The sequence below is a fragment of the Streptomyces sp. NBC_00203 genome (assembly GCF_045206325.1).
GTDB lineage: Bacteria > Actinomycetota > Actinomycetes > Streptomycetales > Streptomycetaceae > Streptomyces > Streptomyces lutosisoli.
This window is the reverse complement of sequence record NZ_CP108126.1, coordinates 1,409,567-1,429,121: the sequence shown is the minus strand read 5'-3', so window position 1 is coordinate 1,429,121 and position 19,555 is coordinate 1,409,567. Positions and strand designations below refer to the sequence as shown.

The 19,555-nt window shown below is 70.6% G+C and carries 16 protein-coding genes and 1 pseudogene; 6 read left to right on the top strand and 11 right to left on the bottom strand.

The features are described from left to right. Positions 1 to 149: 149 nt before the first annotated feature. The 5 genes from OG975_RS06665 to xylB all read right to left on the bottom strand — a co-directional run bounded on the left by OG975_RS06665 (position 150) and on the right by xylB (position 6,352). Positions 150 to 749 carry an N-acetylmuramoyl-L-alanine amidase gene (locus OG975_RS06665; RefSeq protein ID WP_406328128.1) on the bottom strand — a complete coding sequence of 200 codons (600 nt, stop codon included), beginning with the start codon at positions 747 to 749 and terminating at the stop codon, positions 150 to 152. 55 nt (positions 750 to 804) lie between these two features. Further along, a complete protein-coding gene (locus OG975_RS06660) occupies positions 805 to 1,818 on the bottom strand; it encodes an acetamidase/formamidase family protein (RefSeq protein ID WP_406328127.1) in 1,014 nt (337 codons plus the stop codon). Beyond that, positions 1,815 to 3,299, bottom strand: coding sequence for an APC family permease (locus OG975_RS06655; protein WP_406328126.1), 1,485 nt, complete (start codon positions 3,297 to 3,299; stop codon positions 1,815 to 1,817). The genes OG975_RS06660 and OG975_RS06655 overlap by 4 nt, the downstream gene beginning before the upstream one ends. 309 nt (positions 3,300 to 3,608) lie before the next feature. After that, positions 3,609 to 4,817: an ROK family protein gene (locus OG975_RS06650; RefSeq protein ID WP_406328125.1), complete on the bottom strand. Its 1,209-nt coding sequence runs from the start codon at positions 4,815 to 4,817 to the stop codon at positions 3,609 to 3,611. A gap of 89 nt (positions 4,818 to 4,906) precedes the next feature. Beyond that, positions 4,907 to 6,352, bottom strand: a complete 1,446-nt coding sequence (gene xylB, locus OG975_RS06645) for a xylulokinase (protein WP_406328124.1) — start codon at positions 6,350 to 6,352, stop codon at positions 4,907 to 4,909. A 187-nt stretch (positions 6,353 to 6,539) separates the two neighbouring features. Between xylB and xylA the strand changes: the two genes are divergently transcribed. Both xylA and OG975_RS06635 read left to right on the top strand, forming a co-directional pair. Next, on the top strand, positions 6,540 to 7,706 hold the full coding sequence (gene xylA / locus OG975_RS06640; protein ID WP_406328123.1) for a xylose isomerase: 1,167 nt from the start codon (positions 6,540 to 6,542) through the stop codon (positions 7,704 to 7,706). A gap of 453 nt (positions 7,707 to 8,159) precedes the next feature. Further along, positions 8,160 to 8,774, top strand: coding sequence for a hypothetical protein (locus tag OG975_RS06635; RefSeq protein WP_406328122.1), 615 nt, complete (start codon positions 8,160 to 8,162; stop codon positions 8,772 to 8,774). Between the two features lie 66 nt (positions 8,775 to 8,840). On the opposite strand, the gene OG975_RS06630 is transcribed toward OG975_RS06635, so the two are convergent. The 3 genes from OG975_RS06630 to OG975_RS06620 form a co-directional block, all read right to left on the bottom strand. Further along, positions 8,841 to 10,184 (bottom strand): esterase-like activity of phytase family protein, encoded by a 1,344-nt coding sequence (locus OG975_RS06630; protein WP_406328121.1) that lies wholly within the window; start codon positions 10,182 to 10,184, stop codon positions 8,841 to 8,843. Between the two features lie 88 nt (positions 10,185 to 10,272). Beyond that, positions 10,273 to 11,553: an SWF or SNF family helicase gene (locus tag OG975_RS06625; protein ID WP_406328120.1), complete on the bottom strand. Its 1,281-nt coding sequence runs from the start codon at positions 11,551 to 11,553 to the stop codon at positions 10,273 to 10,275. Further along, positions 11,550 to 14,402, bottom strand: a complete 2,853-nt coding sequence (locus OG975_RS06620; RefSeq protein WP_406328118.1) for an SNF2-related protein — start codon at positions 14,400 to 14,402, stop codon at positions 11,550 to 11,552. The genes OG975_RS06625 and OG975_RS06620 overlap by 4 nt, the downstream gene beginning before the upstream one ends. 245 nt (positions 14,403 to 14,647) lie before the next feature. Between OG975_RS06620 and OG975_RS06615 the strand changes: the two genes are divergently transcribed. Next, complete coding sequence (locus tag OG975_RS06615) at positions 14,648 to 15,133, top strand: fatty acid desaturase (protein ID WP_406328117.1); 486 nt, start codon at positions 14,648 to 14,650, stop codon at positions 15,131 to 15,133. Positions 15,134 to 15,673: 540 nt separating this feature from the next. Here OG975_RS06615 and OG975_RS06610 read toward each other — a convergent pair. After that, entirely contained in the window at positions 15,674 to 15,919 is a 246-nt protein-coding gene (locus tag OG975_RS06610) for a hypothetical protein (RefSeq protein WP_406328116.1), read from the bottom strand. A 237-nt stretch (positions 15,920 to 16,156) separates the two neighbouring features. Between OG975_RS06610 and OG975_RS06605 the strand changes: the two genes are divergently transcribed. From OG975_RS06605 to OG975_RS06595, 3 genes and pseudogenes are all read left to right on the top strand, one after another. Beyond that, positions 16,157 to 16,483, top strand: coding sequence for a carboxymuconolactone decarboxylase family protein (locus OG975_RS06605; protein ID WP_406328114.1), 327 nt, complete (start codon positions 16,157 to 16,159; stop codon positions 16,481 to 16,483). A 534-nt stretch (positions 16,484 to 17,017) separates the two neighbouring features. Then, positions 17,018 to 17,698, top strand: a pseudogene (locus tag OG975_RS06600) (fatty acid desaturase family protein); the annotation flags it as partial. Positions 17,699 to 17,803: 105 nt separating this feature from the next. Further along, positions 17,804 to 17,986 carry a hypothetical protein gene (locus OG975_RS06595; RefSeq protein WP_406328113.1) on the top strand — a complete coding sequence of 61 codons (183 nt, stop codon included), beginning with the start codon at positions 17,804 to 17,806 and terminating at the stop codon, positions 17,984 to 17,986. 209 nt (positions 17,987 to 18,195) lie between these two features. On the opposite strand, the gene OG975_RS06590 is transcribed toward OG975_RS06595, so the two are convergent. Both OG975_RS06590 and OG975_RS06585 read right to left on the bottom strand, forming a co-directional pair. After that, on the bottom strand, positions 18,196 to 19,035 hold the full coding sequence (locus OG975_RS06590; protein ID WP_406328112.1) for a hypothetical protein: 840 nt from the start codon (positions 19,033 to 19,035) through the stop codon (positions 18,196 to 18,198). Positions 19,036 to 19,169: 134 nt separating this feature from the next. Next, positions 19,170 to 19,475 (bottom strand): hypothetical protein, encoded by a 306-nt coding sequence (locus OG975_RS06585; RefSeq protein WP_406328111.1) that lies wholly within the window; start codon positions 19,473 to 19,475, stop codon positions 19,170 to 19,172. Between the last annotated feature and the right edge of the window lie 80 nt (positions 19,476 to 19,555).

Below are 19,555 nucleotides of genomic sequence, written 5' to 3'. Positions count from 1 at the left end.
CTCCCGGCAGGCGATGCGGCTGGGACCATCGTCACTCCCGGTGGGTGCCCCGACAAGCAGTGTGACCGTCCGGGCGGTTGTTGTGGCCGTCCACCGCACCCGTTGCCCGCACCACCTGTCGCCTTCCGGACACCCCGAGGGCCCGTCGGTCAGGCGAAGTTGACGAGCCTTATGTAGCGCGTCCAGTCCCAGTTCGGCCCGGGATCGGTGTGGTCGGTGCCTGGTACCTCGAAGTGGCCGATGATGTGGGCGCGATCCTTGGGGATGCCGTATCGCGTGCAGATCGCGGCGGTGAGCTTGGCGGACTCCTCGTACAGCGCGTTGGTGAAGTAGGCGGGCTGATCCACCCAGCCCTCGTGCTCGATGCCGATGCTGCGGGTGTTGTAGTCCCAGTTCCCCGCGTGCCAGGCGATGTCATGCTCCCTGACGCACTGCGCGACATGCCCGTCGGCCGATCGCACGAGGTAGTGGGCGGACACCTTCTTCTGAGGATTCTGGAAGATGGACAGGGTGTCGGAGTAGGTCGCCTGCGTGACGTGGATGATCACATAGTCGAGCGGATAGGCCGTCGGCCGGTTGGACGCTGTGTAGTTGGACGTACTCGCCTGTGTCCATTCGGCGCCCGGGAAGTCGACGTCCGCGGCCTGTGCCGCGGCCCGGGTGCCAGGGAGTAATGAGTAGGGGAGAGCGGCGAGGGCTGCGCCCTTCAGCAGCCGCCGCCGGCTGGGGAACGACCTGGCCCGTTCCATGATGTGTCTGCCTTTCGATGGTGGGGGGAATGAGCGAGGGTGAGTGGAGGCGTGCTCAGTGCCGCAGTGCCGTGGCCGTCTCGCGCAGCTGTGCGTGCAGCCCGCGATGTGTCTCGCGCGCGGGCAGCCATTCCTTGCGGAGCTTGGCGACGCACGTGTAGTTGGTGTCGCAGACGTTGGCGAGCGGCGACTCGACCGCCTGGGTCGCGAACTGGTACGCGTCCAGCTCACTGAAGCCGTAGTCACGCACCAGCCACTGCACCAGGTCGAGCTGGGATATCCGGAACGCGTCCTCCAAGGGGCGTGCCGAGCCGGTCGAGATGATGTGCGTGTCGGACTCGATACGCGGCCAGGGGGTGGCCACTCCCTTGAGAAGCTCGACGATCACCACCGTGTTCATCGCGCACTCGACAGCGACTCCGCAGGTCTCGCCCTCGCCCTGCCGCGCGTGCCCGTCACCAAGGCTCAACAGGGCGCCCTCGACGTTCACTCCGAGGTAGCAGGTCACGCCGGCCCGCATCTCTGGAGTGTCCATGTTCCCGCCGTGCGCGTCGGGCACCAGGGCGGAGCGCACCTCCAGATTCGCGGGCGCCACACCGACGGTTCCATGCATCGGATCCATCGGCAGCTCGATCTGGATGTCGCTCTCCCGCGCGCTGAACAGCGCGGTGCGCCGCTCCCGGTCGAGCTGCCAGATCCACACGGTCTCCGGCAGCGGCGGCTGCAGCGTGGCCGTGGTGTGCGTGGAAGTGAGTGCGCCGAACAGGGGAACGGTCGTCGATGCCGCCCAGTCGCGGGCCGGTTCGATCGACACGAAGTGAACCGCGACCGTGTCACCCGGCTCCGCTCCCTCCACATGGAAGGGGCCGGTCTGCGGATTGAGGAACGGGAACTCGCACACCTGGGACACCAGGTCCTTCTCGGAGCGCACCCGTCCGGCGAAACAGTCCTCGGTGTAGAGATCGAGGACCGTGCCGGGCGCGATGCGCGCCACCGGCGGCGCGCCGCCGAACGTCCACGCGTACTCGCCCGGTGCGGGCCGCACGGTCAGGATCCGGGGGTCGCTCATCGCTGTACAGCTCCGCTCTGCCGGGGGTCGGGCATGGAGGTCTCGTCGAGGTGGACACGGGCGGTCTCGGCTATGCGCCCGGGATGCCGGCGCAGCAGGACGATCAATACCACGACCCCCGCCAGCATCCAGACACCGACGACCGGTCCCGCGTACGACACGGGGGCGGTCAGCTCGGACACGAAGTCGAAGACCGGCAGGCCCGCCGCGGTCAGCAGCGCAGGGACGAAGGCGACGATGCCGAGCAGGGGGAACAGCAGATGCCGCACCGGTTTGAACAACTCCCGCCTGCGGCGCAGGAAATAACCCGCACAGGCGAGGTTCACCACGATGTACACCCCGATCACGACCGTGACGATCACCGTCGCGAGCAGCAGGAACGCGGTCACGGGGTCGTAGGAGAAGCCGAGTCCCAGCATGGCCGCGAGCGCCACGGCGCACTGCACGGCGACTCCGGCGACGGGGGAGCGATGTCTGGGGTGCACGCGCGCGAAGAGCTGCGGGAACACCCGGATCCGGCCCAGGGCGAAGGCGGTTCGGGTGGAGACATTGGCGCAGGCGTTGGCGTTGGCGATCGTCGAGTTGACCACCGCGAGGAACACGAGCACCCAGAACAGCCCGAACGAAGCGCGTGCCACGCCCTCCCAGGAGGCGGCGCCGGAGGCCCCGAAGCCTGAGAAGCGGTCGGGGCCGAAGTACACGGACATGGCGTAGGTCGTCAGGACGTACACGAGACCGATCGAGAGTGCCGCGCCGAGGACGGCCCGGTGCATCGTGCGGCGCGGGTCCTTCGTCTCCTCCGCGAGCGGTGCCGCCGCCTCGAAGCCGGCGAAGGCCAGCACCGTGTACACCGATCCGGCGAACACGCCGCTGATGCCGTCGTGTCCCTCGGCCGTGTGCGAGGTGCCGAACACCGACAGGGTGTTGTCACCGCCCGCCTTGACGATCAGCCATACGGCGAAGACGACGAAGACCAGCACCTCGAACACGCCGAGAACGGTTCCGAATCGGGCTGAGGCGCGCACTCCGAAATAGCCCGCGACCGCGATGACGGCAGCGCCCGCGAGCGACCAGGGCCACCACAGGTCGTCGGGGTACGAGGACCACTCCTGGTGCAGCGTGCCCGCCGTGGTGAACCCGAGCTGCAGAAGCAGCAGCGGTGGCACCAGCGCTTCGACGAAGACATAGCCCCAGCCCACGAGGAATCCGACGGCAGGGTGCAGTCCCTGAGCCGCGTACGTGGCCACCGAGCCCGCGGCGGGCAACTGCCGTGCCAGCTCGGCCACGCACGACGCGGTGAGCAGACATGCCGCCAAGGCGATCAGCACGGACAGCGGCAGACTGCCGCCCGCGAAGGCCGCACCCGACGGAATGGACGCGGCGACCGCCGCGGCCGGGGCCATGGCCGTGATGCTCTGGAACAGCACCTCGCGCAGCCCGATGGCCTCACGTCGCAGCCCTGGAGCCGTCTCCCCCGACATGTGAACCCCCCGATTCGCCCGGACACACAGCCGTCGGCCCGACGGCTGCGCCTCGCGTGAATTACGGTACGGCGCTTGCCGGTTGGGCAGGAAGAGCGAGGCGTGAGTCGGTGGACAACTCCGGGACTGTGGACAACTCGGCCACCCGAAAGGGGGAGCAGGTGCCCGACAGCGCGCAGATCGACCGGCCTGCGGCACGCGTCTCGACGTACGCCGCCCGCCCGCCGAGACCGACTGCCGACTGAAACCGATGGTCTGCTGGGACGGATCGCCGGCTGAAACCACCGGTCCGCTATGACTCCCCGCCCGCTACGACCGTCCCGCCACCCCGGCCGGATCGTCGAGCACTCCCCGCACCACCGAGTGCGCCGCGCCCAGCAGTGGACCCTCGGGCCCCAGCCGCGAGACGGATACGGCACAGGCGGGACCAGCCGTGCGCCGCGCCAACTCCCCTTCCAGCGACGGCAGCAGCCAGGGCGCGAGACCGGACAGTGCTCCCCCCAGCACGACTGTCTCGGGGTCCAGCAGATTGACCGCCCCGGTCAGCGCGATGCCGAGCGCGGTTCCGGCTTCGCGCAGGGCACGGCGTACCTCCGTGTCGCCCTGGGCGGCCCGCTCGGCCAGCAGACCGACCCGGTCCTCGCCCAGCTCCAGACCGGCGGCGCGGAGGACGGCTTCCTCACCCGCGTACTGTTCGAGGCATCCGCGTCCACCGCACGGGCACTCCGGCCCGTCAGGACGGACCGGTACATGCCCCAGCTCGCCCGCGAAGCCGCGCGTTCCGCGTAGCAGCCGCCCGTCCACGAGCACCGCCGCACCAATGCCGATCTCTGCCGACACATGCAGAAAGTCACGCGGAGTCGCGTCGCCGAGCCAGAGTTCCGCGAGACCGCCGAAGTTGGCCTCGTTGTCCACGGTCAGCGGCAGTTCCCCGGGCAGCAGTGCGCCGAGGTCCGTGTCGTGCCAGTCGAGGTTGGGGGCGCGGACCACGGTCCGGGCGTCGCGTGCCACCAGGCCGGGCACGGCGACCGCGAGGCCCGCGGGCCACAGCCCCTCCCGCTCCGCCTCGGCGATCACCTGACGTATCAGCGCCGTCAGCTCCTGTATCACCGGCTCGGGAGGCCGACCGCGGTTCGTGCCGTGCCGCACCGCCCGGGCCCGCACCTCACCGCGCAGATCGACCGCGCACACCGCCAGATGGTCGACGCCCACCTCGGCGCCGATCCCGGCGGGACCGTGCCCGCTGACGGCGAGGGCCGAGCCGGGCCGTCCCACCCGGCCGGGCCGCTCGGGCCCCAGCTCTTCGAGGAGCCCCGAGCGGATCAGCTCGTCCACCAGCGTCGACACGGCCGCCCGCGTCAGGCCGATGCGCGAGGCGACGGCGGCACGGGACAGCGGCCCCTCGGCGCTGACGGTGTGCATGACCCGGGAGAGGTTGCGGCGGCGCATGCCCTGCTGGGTGTCGGGCAGCCGCCGGCCGGAACCGGTCGGGTGGGCCTCGTGCAGCGGTGCGGTCATGCCTCCGTCAGTCCTCGTCCGGCCGGTCCCCGTCGGGGCGGTCCTCGTCTGTGCCGGTCCCCTGGGGGCGGTCTTTCGTCAGTACCTGATCAGTTCCGGTTCGGCTCCCGTTCCAGCAGCGGGGCCGCGTCGGAGAGTACCCCGGCGATCCTCGCGAGCGTCTCGTCGTCCCGCTCCACGGCGTCGAGCACGGGCCCGCGGGCGGTGTCCCAGCGCCGGGCGACCGCGGCCGGGTCCTCGCCGGTCAGCAGGCCCGCCGCCTGCGCGGCAGCTCCGAGCGCGACCAGCTCCTTCGCCTCGGGCACCTGAACCGGCCGCCCCGACAGCCGGCGTACGGTCTGCTGCCAGGCCGTGCCCCGGGCTCCGCCGCCGATCAGCAGCAGCGGGGCGGAGCGGTCGGCGTCCGCGTCGAGCACCAGGTCGAGGGCGCCCAGCAGCGAGTGGACCGCGCCGTCGTACGCCGCCTGCAGCAGCTGCCCGCCCGTCGTGTCGTGCCGGAGCCCGTGCAGCAGCCCCGAGGCGTGCGGCAGGTTCGGAGTGCGCTCACCGTCCAGGTAGGGGAGCAGTGTCACACCCGCGCCCGGCTCGACGGCCTCACGGTCGAGGCCCAGCAGCGCGGCGACACGGTCGACGGCGAGGGTGCAGTTCAGGGTGCAGGCCAGCGGGAGCCAGTCGCCGCGGGCGTCGGCGAAGCCCGCCACGGTGCCGGTCGGGTCGGCGGGGCGCCGCGTCGATACGGCGTACACCGTGCCGGAGGTGCCGAGGCTCAGCACCGGGGTGCCGGGGCGCAGCCCGAGGCCGAGCGCGGCGGCCGCGTTGTCACCGGTGCCCGCCGCGACCAGGGTGCCCCGGGAGAACGGCAGCCCACTGCCGGCGTGCACGGTTCCGGCGACCTCGCCGGGCCGGACGACGTGGGGGAGCAGGGCCGGGTCGAGGCCGACGTGCGCGAGGACCTCTTCGTCGTACGCCTCGGTCCCGGACGCCCACCAGCCCGTACCGGAGACATCTCCGCGGTCGGTCGTGCCCTGTCCGGTGAGGCGTCCGGTGAGGTAGTCGTGGGGCAGGCGGACGGCCGCGGTCGCCCGGACGGCGTCCGGTTCGTTCTCGGCCAGCCAGGCCCATTTCGTGACCGTGAAGGACGGGCCCGGCACACTGCCCGTCCGCTCTGCCCAGGCCTTCGGGCCGCCCAGCTCCTCGACCAGCCGACGCGCCTGCGGTGCCGAGCGCACGTCGTTCCACAGCAGGGCCGGGCGTACGGGTTCGCCCTGGGCGTCGAGCGTGACGAGCCCGTGCTGCTGGCCGCCGATCGACACCGCCGCGGCCTCGCGTGCGGCGTCGCCGCACTGGTGCAGAGCCTCGCAGAGCGCGTCCCACCACTGTCGGGGATCGCTCTCGCGGCCCGCCCCCGTGGAGACGGTGTGCGGCGCCTGCCCGCTCGCCACCACCTGACCGGTCGACGCGTCGACGACCAGGGCCTTGGTGGACTGGGTGGACGTGTCCACCCCGACGACGAGCGGACCCTCGGCTGCTGACATCGGGCTCTCCCTCTTCCGCGGCTCCGCGGGATCTGTCCTGGTTTGGGGGGCTCTCCGGACCGGTATGGCCCGGATTTCGCACCCTCGTCTCCATACGGAGACACATCGTCTCTTCCCAGAGATGCGTCCGCATACTAATTTGTAAACTGCCATGACGAAATAGTCGGAGCTAGCAAGGAGCCGCGGCATGAACTACCAGCCCACCCCCGATGACAGGTTCACCTTCGGCCTGTGGACCGTCGGCTGGCAGGGAAGGGACCCGTTCGGCGACGCCACCCGGCGCGCCCTGGACCCGGTCGAATCGGTGCAGCGTCTGGCCGAGCTCGGCGCCTACGGAGTCACCTTCCACGACGACGACCTGATCCCCTTCGGGTCCTCGGACAGCGAGCGCGAGTCGCACATCAAGCGGTTCCGGCAGACCCTGGACGCGACGGGTCTCAAGGTGCCGATGGCCACCACGAACCTGTTCACGCACCCCGTCTTCAAGGACGGCGCGTTCACCGCGAACGACCGTGACGTACGCCGCTACGCGCTGCGCAAGACGATCCGCAACATCGACCTCGCGGTCGAGCTGGGCGCCGAGACGTACGTCGCCTGGGGCGGCCGTGAGGGTGCCGAGTCCGGTGCCGCCAAGGACGTACGCGTCGCCCTCGACCGTATGAAGGAGGCCTTCGACCTCCTCGGCGAGTACGTGATCTCTCAGGGCTACGACCTGAAGTTCGCGATCGAGCCGAAGCCGAACGAGCCGCGCGGCGACATCCTGCTGCCCACCGTCGGCCACGCGCTCGCGTTCATCGAGCGCTTGGAGCGCCCGGAGATGTACGGCGTCAACCCCGAGGTGGGCCACGAGCAGATGGCCGGGCTGAACTTCCCGCACGGCATCGCGCAGGCCCTGTGGGCGGGCAAGCTCTTCCACATCGACCTCAACGGCCAGTCCGGCATCAAGTACGACCAGGACCTGCGCTTCGGTGCGGGTGATCTGCGCTCCGCGTTCTGGCTGGTCGACCTCCTGGAGAGTGCCGGTTACGCAGGTCCGAAGCACTTCGACTTCAAGCCGCCGCGGACCGAGGACTTCGACGGTGTGTGGGCGTCGGCGGCAGGCTGCATGCGCAACTACCTGATCCTGCGCGAGCGTGCCACGGCCTTCCGTGCCGACCCCGAGGTCCAGGAGGCGCTGCGCGCCTCGCGCCTGGACGAGCTGGCTCAGCCCACCGCGGCAGACGGTCTGCAGGCGCTGCTCGCCGACCGTGCGGCCTTCGAGGGCTTCGACGTGGAGGCGGCCGCCGCGCGCGGAATGGCCTTCGAGCAGCTGGACCAGCTGGCGATGGACCACCTGCTGGGTGCGCGCGGCTGATCGCGGCGCCGTGGGGCTCGGGCCTGTCTCCGGACGGGTCCGGGCCCCGTGTTCTTCCTCTGTGGATCTCCGTGGATTTCCGCGCGGAATGCTCCGGAATCATGCGATCCATGGCATGAGTCCGTATCAACTTCCGTGCAGGGGTCGCGTCATGACCGGTTCGAGGCGACTCTTGACGGTATGGCCATGCCGCCCGTACCGCCCCAGCCCCCTCGGCCGCCGGGAGACACGCCGCCTCCTGGAGGCGGTGGTTTCGGCCCTCCTTCCGGCGGCTACGGACCTCCACCCGGTGGCTACGGCCCGCCTCCTGGCGGCTATGGTCCGCCCTCGCAGGGAGGTAGTTGGTCTCCCGGACAGGGTGGCGGGGGCTGGCAGCCGCCACCGCCTCCTGGATCGCCCAGTGGGCCAGGAGGCCATCGTGGGGGTGGACGGCGCCGCAGTCCCCTGTTCCTCGTGCTCGCCGTGATCGTGGCCGTGGGAGCCGTCGTCGCCGTTGCCGTGGCAGTCACCGGCGGAAACGGCAAGCAGGACAAGAAGTCGCCCACCGAGAGCAGCGGGGCTACGGGGAGCTCTCGGAGCCCCTCGCTGATCATCCCGTCCGAACTGCCGTCCTTTCCCTCCGGAGTGCCCAGCGTCACGCCGACGCTGCCCTCGGAGGTACCCAGCGGATTGGTGCCGAGCGACCTCCAGTCGCTCTTCCCGACCCTCGCGAACGACGAAGTGCCGTACTACATGCTGACGAAGGGCGACTGCTTCGACACGAGCAACGGCCTGCCCGGGCAGGCCGTCAAGCGCTCGTGCACCAAGCCGCACGACGCCGAGGTCGTGAAGGTGGCCGAGCTCAACGGCAGTTACACGACCGACGCCGCCCTCAAGAAGGCCGCGTCCGCACTGTGCGAGTCAACGCTGGAACACAAGGCGACCAGGCAGCCCGCGGGCACCGTACGCGGCACCCTCGTGCAGTACCCGGACTCCAGCGGCTACAAGACAGGCATCGACAACGTCGCCTGCAGTCTGGCGGCGGACGTCGGCGAGGGCACCCACAAGCTGACCAAGCCGCTGAAGTGAGAGGCACGCACGCGTGGCCGTTTTTCACCGCCCACGCGCGCGTGCCGTACGACATGTGTCCCGAGGTCAGATCCCGTGCGGCAGCCGCACGTAGGTGACCGTCGTCTCGATTCCGCTGTCCACCAGCCGGCCCTGCGCGTCGAACGCGCCCGCCCCGTCGGTCATCCCGAAGTCGTTGTCGTTGATCAGAGCGAGCGTGTCGTGGTCCACGCGCGCGACGCCCTCGATCTTGCCGGGCACTCCTTCGACCGTGCCCAGGTCCACGACCAGACGCTTGGGCAGCACAGGGACACCGGCCGCCGCCGGGTCGTCGAGCTGCTCCAGGGAGGGGGACGTCGTGTCGGTGTCCCACGTGCCGCCGAGGATGTTCGCGTCCCGCGTGAGCTTCACCCACTGCAGCCGGGCCGCCTTGTCGGTGCGCTCCTCGACAAGCAACCGATCACGGCCGACGGCCACCACGGAGGAGATCTTCAGTTCGGACGTGTCGTCCTCGCTCGGGTCGACCACGTTCACCGGGTCGAAGCGGTATGCGTACTCGGCCGTCACCGCGAGCTTCTTGGGTGAGAAGCGCAGCAGCCGCGTCGTGCGCGAGGCGTCACCCGCGGCGCCGTCCGGCAGCGAGAGCGGACTCTGTACGGCCATCACCAGGTCACCGCCCGGCAGTTGGGCGAGCCCCTCGAAGCCGCGGTTGATCTTCCGGTGCAGCAGGATGGCCGGCAGCGCCTCGACCACCGGATAGTCCGTGCCCGTCAGGTTCAGCCCCTTGGGCACGTAGCGCGTGAGCACCTTCCCGCGCGCGGAGACATGGATCAGCGAAGGACCGTACTCGTCGATGAGCCAGAAGGAGCCGTCCTCGGCCCGCACGATGCCCTCGGTGTCCACACCGTTCGCGTCGTACGCGAGCGGGGTCTGCGCGTCATAGGAGTACGGCGCTTCGTCGCGCCCCGCCTGGTTGGGCAGCCCGGTGACGGGCTTCCCGGAGGACGTGGTGATCGGGATCGCGTCAAGCACCTTCACGGCGTCGCCGGACACCCGGATCTTCACGATCGCCGGGTCGAAGCCCGGCACCGGGAACGTCCGCCGCTTCTTGCCGTCCACCTTGATCTGGCCGTTGGGCCCACGGTCGGTGACCGTCCAGAACTCGCCCTTGCGTCCGGCCGGGAAGATGTCACTGCCGATTCCGCCGAGGTCCACGCCGCGGTCGTCGTCCACCGTCCCGGGCAGCAGCGCGTTGCTGAACGCGCCCAGCGGGATGTCGCCGAGCGTTGCGGTGCGTGTCACGCTCGGCTGCGACGGGTCGCTCGCCCCGCTCGCGGTACCGGCCACCACGAAGACGGCCAGCACCGCGAGCGGCACGCCCGCGGCGACGAATCGGTGGAGATGGCGCCGGCCGGCGGCGTGCGGGAACATCGGGCCTCCTGAGGCACAACTTCGCTGTCAGCGGCCAGAGTTGGTGCTGTCGCCGAACGACATGTGACCCCGAGGTGAACGTGGAGCGTCAACCACTCATCGGATCGCCGCTCAGGTCCCCCTCGGCCGTGGCAAGGGCCGTGGCCGGGTCCCGCACCGCCGGTCCGGCCGGGGCCCATCGGCCCCGCTCCTTGCGATACGGCCACCACCGGCCGTCGCGCCCGAGACGCAGCTGTGTGGACCCACCGACCGTCGTCCAGCGGTTGCGTGAGGCGCGCAGCCGTGGCCGCTCGTCCTCGTCCCACGCCGACTCCAGAGCGGCACGCGCGCGTGCCAGCGATGCCCCCTCCACGCGCCACTCGTCCTCAAGGACGGACAGCGCGGCCACACCCCCGTACCGCCAGGCGCATACCGCCAGTCGCAGCTCCTCGCGATCGCGCCCCGAACCGACGGCGAGCCGCTGGGCGATCGCCTGCTCCGGGCTGCCGGCAGCCAGCCGAACCGCGTCCTCGGCAAGGGTCGGCTCCGCCTCGACCGCCTGCTGTCCGTGCCCGGAACCGAGCGCCTCGGCGAGCAGCCGGTACGCCTCGCCCGCTGCCGTGGTCGCGAGGAACTCCACGGCGTCCGGGTCGAGTCCGGGTGCGGGCGCGGCCTCGGTGTCCAGGGAGGGCGGCTGCCCGGGCTCCTCGGGCAGCTCCGGGAGGGCCGGCAGCGGCGGCAGGATGTCCCCGGCCGCGAACGCCTCCGCGGCGTCCACGCCTTCCTGACGAGCGTCGGGCGCGTCCGGCTCTTCCACGGGCGCGCTGCTGCGCACTTGGAGCTCGTCCAGCAGAGCGCGTTCGCCGCGCCCCCGCATCAGCAGCAGGGCGAACGGATCCTGGTCCAGCAACTGCGCCATCTGGTAGCAGAGCGCGGCCGTGTGCCCGCAGTGGTCCCAGGCGCCGCAGCCGCACTCCGCCTCCAGATCGCCCAGTCCCGGCAGGAGTTCGACTCCGGCGGCCGCCGCGTCCTCGACCAGATGCGGCGGCATGTCGCGGTCGAGCAGTGCCGCTATGTGCCCGGCGCGCTCGACGGCCATGTCCAGGAAGCGGTCCCACTGCTCCCCGGACAGTTCCTGAAGCAGGACGTCCGCGCGGTGTGCGGTGCGGTCGCGGTCCTGGACCACGGCCGTGATGCGCCCCGGACGCACCGACACGGCACCTACCGCCCCGGCGCGCGCGAGCCTGCGGCCCGTCTTCACCTGCTCCGAATCCAACGCCGCGTCCTCCAGGGCCTTCAACCAGGCCTGGCCCCACCACGTCTGCGCGAAACCCCGCCCGCTCACGGGGGGCAGCGCGGCGAACGTGCGCTCCTCGTTCCGATCCGTCATCGTGCGCCCCCTCGCAGTTCCACCAGGTCGGCCAGTTCGGCATCGGTCAGCTCCGTGAGCGCCGCCTCACCTGCGCCCAGGACGGCGTCGGCCAACCGCTGTTTGCGCCGCAGCATGTCGGCGATACGGTCCTCGATCGTCCCCTCGGCGATGAGCCGGTGCACCTGGACGGGCCGGCTCTGGCCGATGCGGTACGCGCGGTCCGTGGCCTGTGCCTCCACAGCCGGGTTCCACCAGCGGTCGTAGTGGACGACATGTTCGGCCCGCGTCAGGTTCAATCCCGTGCCCGCGGCCTTCAACGACAACAAGAAGACGGGGATTTCGCCCTCCTGGAAGCGGTCCACCATCGCCTCGCGCTCATGGATGGGTGTCCCTCCGTGCAGGAACTGCGTCGACACCCCGCGCGCCGCCAGGTGACGCTCGATGAGGCGAGCCATCCGCACGTACTGCGTGAAGACCAGAACGCTCGCTCCCTCGGAGAGGATGGTGTCGAGGAGCTCGTCCAGCAGCTCCAGCTTCCCCGACCTGCCCGGGATCTTCGGCCGTTCCTCCTTGAGGAACTGGGCCGGGTGGTTGCAGATCTGCTTCAGCCCGGTGAGCAGCTTCATGATCAGGCCGCGCCGCGCCATGCTGTCCGCTCCCGAGATCTCCGCGAGAGTCTCGCGCACCATGGCTTCATACAGCCCCGTCTGCTCCTTGGTGAGCGCCACGGCACGATCGGTCTCGGTCTTCGGCGGCAGCTCGGGCGCGATCCCCGGGTCCGACTTGCGGCGGCGCAGCAGGAACGGCCGCACGAGCCGGGCGAGCCGCTCGGCAGCCGCGGGATCCTGGCCGCCCTCGACAGCTTGCGCGTAGTGCGTCCGGAACGTGCCGAGGCTGCCGAGCAGTCCGGGCGTCGTCCAGTCGAGGATCGCCCACAGTTCCGAGAGGTTGTTCTCCACCGGGGTGCCGGTGAGCGCCACGCGCGCGCGTGCGCCGATCGTGCGCAGCGCCCGAGCCGTCGCCGAATAGGGGTTCTTCACATGCTGGGCCTCGTCCGCGACCACCATGCCCCACGGAACACCGGCCAGCCGTGGCGCGTCGAGCCGCATCGTGCCGTACGTCGTGAGCACGAACCCGCCTTCGGCCAGGCCCTCCAGGCTGCGCTGTGAACCGTGGAAACGGCGTACGGGGGTGCCGGGAGCGAACTTCTCGATCTCGCGCTGCCAGTTGCCCATCAAGGAGGCCGGGCAGACCACGAGTGTGGGGCCGGTGGCCGACTCGTCGGTCTGCCGGTGCAGATGCAGGGCGATCAGCGTGATCGTCTTGCCCAGACCCATGTCGTCGGCCAGACAGCCGCCCAGACCCAAGGAGGTCATCCGGGCCAGCCAGTTGAGCCCCCGCGCCTGGTAGTCCCGCAGCGTCGCGTGGAGCGCGGCGGGCTGCCCGACCGGCTCCTGCCCCTCAGGGTCCGCGAGCCGCTCCCGCAGGGCCGCCAGCCATCCCGTGGGACGTACGTCGACCCGGTGGCCGTCGACCTCCGTGGAGCCCGTCAGAGCGGCGCTCAGCGCGTCGATGGGCGTGACCTTGCGGTCCTGCTGCGCCTGGGCGCGGCGCACCTCCCGCGGATCGACGAGGACCCACTGGTCGCGCAGCCGCACCATGGGCCGGTTCGCCTCGGCCAGCCGGTCCAGCTCCTGCCGGGTGAGCTGCTGATCGCCCAGCGCGAACCACCAGTTGAAGGCGAGCAGAGCGTCCGCGGACAGGAACGAGGGCGCGTCCGACGCGACCTTGCCCGGACCTTCCGCCTCGTCCGGCGGGCCGATGACCGCGTGGGCCGTCAGCTTCCGTGCCAGTTCCTTCGGCCAGTGCACGTCGACACCAGCGAGCGCCAGTACGCGGGAGCCTTCACCGAGGAGTTCGGCGACCTCCTCGTCGGCGAGTTCGACGGCGTCCGGCACGGCCGCCGAGAGCAGGGGAGTCAGCGGGGCCCAGGCCCGGGCCGCGCGGCGCAGCGCGAGCAAGGCGTCCATCCGCGCGCGTGGGCCGAAGTCCGAGGAACCGGCCCAGACGGCGGAGGCGTCCGCCACGAGGGCCGGATCGCTCACACTGTGCAGTTGCAGCACCGCGCGGAACGCCAGCCGTGTCTCGTCCGACTCGGCCGACGCAAGTCCGGGCACCTCGATGCGCAAGGAGATCCGTACGTCCGCTTCGTGCACCGCGGCGACATCCGTGGCCCAGGCGCGCTGCTCGGGCATGTGCTGGGACTCCGGCGCCGCGAAGGCCGGACCGCCCGCCGCGAGCGCCGCCGCGGGGGAGCGGGGCAGTGCGTCGGCGACAGCGTCCAGGAAAGCGCGCAGCAGCCCTTCCGGATCGGGCAGCCGCAGCGGTTCGGCGTCGTCCACCGGCACCGCGTGCGCGTCGGGCGGCATCGCGGCGGCCAGCTCGCGGATCCGCTCCAGGTCTTCCGCGCGCAGCGGACCCGAGCGCCATGCGTCGTGGTCGCCGGCTGTCAGCCCCGGCAGCAGCAGTCCGCGCGCGGCGAACTGCAGGGCGAGCACGGCGGCCGCGCCCCAGAACGCGGTCGCCCGGTGTGCCTGCGCGGCCGCACGCGCGCGTGTGAGGACCGGCAGAGCGGCCCGTACGGGAATCAGCACGGCGGGCACGGTCACGAGCTCGACGCCCGCGTCGGTGGGCAGCACGACGGCCAGGTCCTCAGCGTCGCCGGAGGCCACCACCGGAGGGGAGTCGCCTTCGGGGTGCCAGAACGCGACGCTGCCGGCACGGGACGGATCGGCGGGCACGAACACGGCACAGCAGCGGGCCAGTTCGGAGATCTCTGCGGGAGTTGCCGCGGGAATCCTCTGCACAGCGATGACGCATTCCTCAAATTTGACTACTGGGGGTCGGGTCGCCGAGGGTACACCACTCCGGATGGCAGGCAAGCACGGCCGATCCATGACGTGGGTCACCTCGCTCGGGGTGGAGCCAACACCCCTGCGGTGCGCCGGAAAGCCCCCGGACAGACACGGGTGGTGGCGCCATGGTCGCCGAAGGCCACTGATTCGTACGTTTCATCAGGTCACCCAGTTCCCTGAGAAGCGGGAGACCCACCATGCCCCTGACCGCCGCCGCCCTCGCGGAACCGCCCCCAGGGGCGAGCGTGGGGCAGACCCCCGGAAGCGAGTTCGCGCCCCTTCTGCGCACCGTCAAAAACCAGGGGCTCCTGAAGCGGCGTCACGGCTGGTACGCGCGCGAGATAGCCGTGAACGCGCTGGCCTTGGCCGGCGTCATCACCGGCGTCGCCCTGATCGGCAACTCCTGGTGGTCGCAGCTCCTCGCCCCCGCGCTCGCCGTCCTCGCGGCCCGAACGGCGTTCATAGGCCACGACGCGGGTCACTCCCAGATCACCGGCAGCTCATCCGTCAGCCGCTTGATCGGCCTGCTCCACGGCAACCTGCTCCTGGGGATGAGCTACTCCTGGTGGAACGACTTCCACAACGCCATCCAGAACGTCCAAAAGGGCCAGGACCCGGCCGAGTTCATGGTCCCCTCATCGCCCGGCCGGCGCGTACTGCGCTCAGAGCGACCGGACGCCTGATAGGTAGCCCCACAGGCACGAGACTGGTCTTTGTGCGGCACGGGTTGCTACGGGCTCATTTCCCAACGCGTCCTTGCGGTGGAGGCTTGCCCCGCCGGACTCCCCCAGGACCAGGGCCGGGAGCAGGGTGGCTCCGGCACCAAGGCAGGTGAGCCCGTACCACTGGGTGCGGGGCTGCGCCTTCGGGGCGGGGCAGCAACGACGACGACCAGGATGTCGCCAGCTATCCGAGACGAAGAACGCCCCTTGCTTGACACTCCATGATCCAACAGGCCGGGCGAATCATCAACAATGTTGCAATATCGGGCGGTTAGGGAGCCCGACCAGGTTGAAGATGAGGCTCAGTCCGAGGTTCGGCCCTCCTCGGGACTTGGGGCGGCGCTCAGGAGGACGTGCCCGAGACTGCCTGGCCTTCGCCGCGGACCCTGTGGCGAGTGCTCTGAGCTTGGGAATACCGGCGGGCGTGGAACCGGCGCTGCCCTGGGAGAACGGGGGGCCTCCTGGCAGGCATCCTTCCGGGAATGCCCGGCGATGCCGTTGTCAGGAACTCTCGACGAAGCGGACGGACCAGGCGTAGCCGCTCAAGCTGTCGTGTGGGACCCGCCGGACTTCTCTGACCTGGCAGCCATCGTGGGCGTACTTGCGGGCAAACCGGTCGAGGCGCTGCGCCTCGGTGAGATCATCCATGGACAGCGGCGCTCCGACGACGAGTTCTTCGTGAAGGACTGTCTCCGGCGAGGCATCGTCCGAGCAGGCCGAGCAATGATGCGTTTTGGGTAGGGCCATAGGGTCAGTGTCCTCCTCGCTTGGACGGCCCGACGTTCACAGTGCAGTTGGCGGCACCGCGCGGGCCCGCAGGTTCTGTCCCGTTGCCGCCCATCTGCCTCCCTCCTCGGACGATCCCCTCGACAGGCAATCCGCGGGAAACGGACTTACGGTCGAGCGGTAGACGCTGTACCGAGATGAGGATCCCTTGCTTCTGCCCGCTGATCTCGTCGAGACACCAACAGGAGACGACCCGCCATGGCCACAGCATCTGAAACCCCGGTTCTGGACACCCTCGCCGCGATGACGGTCGACTCGGTTGAGCGGTGCGGGCTGACCCCGGACATGTTCATGCTCACCCGCATCGCGGCACTCGCCGCCTCGGACGCTCCGCCGATCTCCTACGTCGCGCACATCGACCCCGCCCTCCAGGCCGGCCTGACCACCGACCAGCTGCAGGATGTCCTGGTCGCCATCGCCCCCATCGTGGGCACAGCCCGCGTCATGACGGCAGCAGGCAACATCGCCAAAGCACTCGGCATCGCGATCGCCGTCGCCGACGCCGAGGCCGAGGGGCGAGCGTAGAGACGTCGCCCGAGGTCTGGAGCCACCAGCCGCGCCCGGCATCGATGTTCGGCGCGGCTGACAGCTGAGCAGTACATGGCGCCATCCCGTGCCGCCGCTCAGATAGCGCAGTCCCACGACGGCAGCGAACTCCCTCGCCGCCTATCGCGTCGCTCTCAGGGCCTCCCAGGCCACCGCAGACGTCGCACAAGAGCCGGGTCACACAGAGGCCGGGCGAAACGTCGGTGTAGCGGCATTGGGCGGGAGCTGCCATGGGGCGAGAGATCGGGGCCCGTGAGTTTTACGTCCGCGCAGCACCCCCTCTATCCAGAGTGCGTCCAGTCTGAGGGCCGCCCGCGCGAAGGCCCGGAACAGCAACGGGCGGGTCGCGGCCCACACCGCCCGTAGCGGCTGCGGTACATCCAGCGCGATGGTCCGGTGCAGCATCGTGCCGCCGTACGGCGATGATGTTGGTCGTTGCGGGGCGTGTCAGTCCTGCCTGCGCCACACGCGCAGAGGACTGGAACCGATGAGCTGCATTCATGCAGGTGTTGCGACAAGCACAATCGCCACCACGCCAACCCGAACCACATCGACAAGGACCCTGACGTCGTCGCGGACGTTCTGGTGTTCACCAGTGGGCAGGCCAAGGGCCGGGTCGGTTTCCGGCGCTGGCTGACCCGCAACCAGGCCTGGCTGTTCTTTCCGCTCACCCTCCTCGAAGGCGTCGCTCTCAAGGTCCACGGCTTCCAGGACCTTCGCCGGCAGCCGCCGCGGGAGCGGGTCGCGGAGGCCCTGCTGCTGGTGACCCACGTCGTCGCGTATGTGACCCTGCTGCTCACTTCCATGTCCCTCGGAAAGGCCCTGGCCTTCGCAGCCCTCCACCAGGCACTGTTCGGCCTGCACCTGGGCATGGCCTTCGCGCCCAACCACAAGGGCATGGAGATGCCCGATCCCGACGGCGAGCGCTGGGGTCATCTGCGCCGCCAGGTGCTCACCTCACGCAACGTCCGCGGCGCCGTTCTGACGGACTGGTTCCTGGGCGGCCTGAACTACCAGATCGAGCACCACTTGTTCCCCAGCATGTCCCGGCCCCATCTGCGCCTCGTCCAGCCTCTGGTGCGCGCACACTGTGAGGAGTTGGGTATCCCCTACGCGGAGACCGGGCTCGTCGACTCCTACCGACAGGCCCTGCGCCATATGCATGAGGTCGGGGAGCCTCTCAGGGTTGAGTAAGGGGCGCGGCTCAGGGACGTATCAGGGTCGCGGTCCGGAACCGTGGGAGGCGGGGACCCGTTCTCAGGACAGAGAGCGGCAGCAGCCGCGAAGGAGGCGACACAGATGTCGATGAACGCGAAGATCGCTGCAGGAGGTGTGGCGGTCGGCCTCATCCTGCTGATCTGGCTGCCCTGGTGGGCCGCCTTCCTGATCGTGCTGGGAGTCCCAGCGGCCGCATACCTTGCGCTGGACCCCTCGCAGCGGCGCAGGCTGCGCCGCGTCACGCGCAAGGAACTCGGCCGCTGAGGAGCCACCACCCTGGTGCGGCTCCGGACTCCCGCATGCGGGAGTCCACCACAGCGCCGTTCGCGGGCCTGCCGTCGGTACGGTCCGCGAACGGGGCCGCTTGCCCCGCGCCATGAGGATCTCGATGCCTCGATGGGCGCCCTTCTCGGCCCCCCGGACGCGAGCCGCCGGATAGGGCCGCGCCGCCGGGTGCCGTGTGGCGCGGCCGCTCAGCTGGGGCGTACCGCCATCTTGTCGAGGGCCTCCAGGAGGCCGGGCAGTTCCGGTCCGCGACCGACGGGCAGGACCTCTCCGGGTTCCTCGTCGAGGAGGACGAAGGCGATGTCGTCGGTTCTGGCGACCAGGGACCAGCCGGGGCCGTCGGCGCGCAGGGTCCGGGCGTCGCCCGTGGCGAAGGACGAGCGGACACGGCCGAGCGGGGGCGGCGTGTCCACGTAGGAGCGTGCCTCCGCGAGGACCCGGCGGATGCCGCTGCGGGCTTCGCCGTCGCCGCTTTCCCCTTGCGGGGTGTCCTTCGCCTTCGCCTCGCCGTCCGACGTCGCGAAATCGCCGTCGTCGATCTGCTCCCGCCAGGTCGCCCACTGCTGTGCGATCTCGTCGGCCCCGAGGCGCCGTTGGGCCGGGCCCCAGGTGGCGGTGTCCGGTGGGCTGAGCGGGGGCAGCTCCGTGAGCTCGGGCGCGGGGTCGTGCGGGGCCGGCACCCCGGGGGCCGAAACGGCGACCTCAAGGGGCCAGCCGGGCAGCGCCGCGACGACCGTGCGCTCGTCCGGCGACAGGTCCTGCTCCATCCCGCAGTCCCAGGACGCGATGGCGACGGCGACCAGTGACACGTCGTCGACGACCACCGTCCACCGCGCGCCCTCGCCGTCCTGGCCGAGCACGAGACCGTACCCGTCGGCGAGCGGCGCGAGGCCGAGCGTCGTGCAGGCCTCCGGGTAGTCGTCCCCCAGCACGCTGGGGAACTTGGCGGGTGTCAGCAACACCGCCGTCAGCACATACAGTGCGTCGTCGTCCCCGGTGGCGACGGCGTCATCGTCCGTCCCGGCCATCCCAGCCTCCCCATCGCTACGTTCGTCGGCGCACCATAATGCGACCGGAAGGTGCTTGTCACGAGCCCGAAGCACACCCGGAGCTGCAGTTATCCGGCTGGACAGGGGCGAATCGACCGTCCCGGCCCCTGAGGTCAGGCCGCGGGCAGCCCGAGCAGCCTACGGGCCACCGTCTTCGGCGACTCGTCGCGTTCCCGCGCCAGGGCGATCACAGCCCGGCAGGCCAGTTCGTTCACCCCGAACGACAGCGCCTCCGGCGACACCCAGGCCGCAGCCTCGTCGATCTGGTCCTGGTCGTCCTCGGCGCACGCCGACACATACGCCGCGGCCGCTTCGAACAGGTTGTGCGCACGCTTCTCCGGCCGTGGTGCGACGGGCCGCCGCTCCTCCGGCCGCTCGGCCGTCTTCTTGCGCCACATCTTGCGGAGTCTGTCGAACATCGGGCCACCTTCCCCCTGTGCGATGGACATCGCTGATCGTTCATCTGCTGCTACTCAACGTAGAGTTGGAGCTTCGGCGG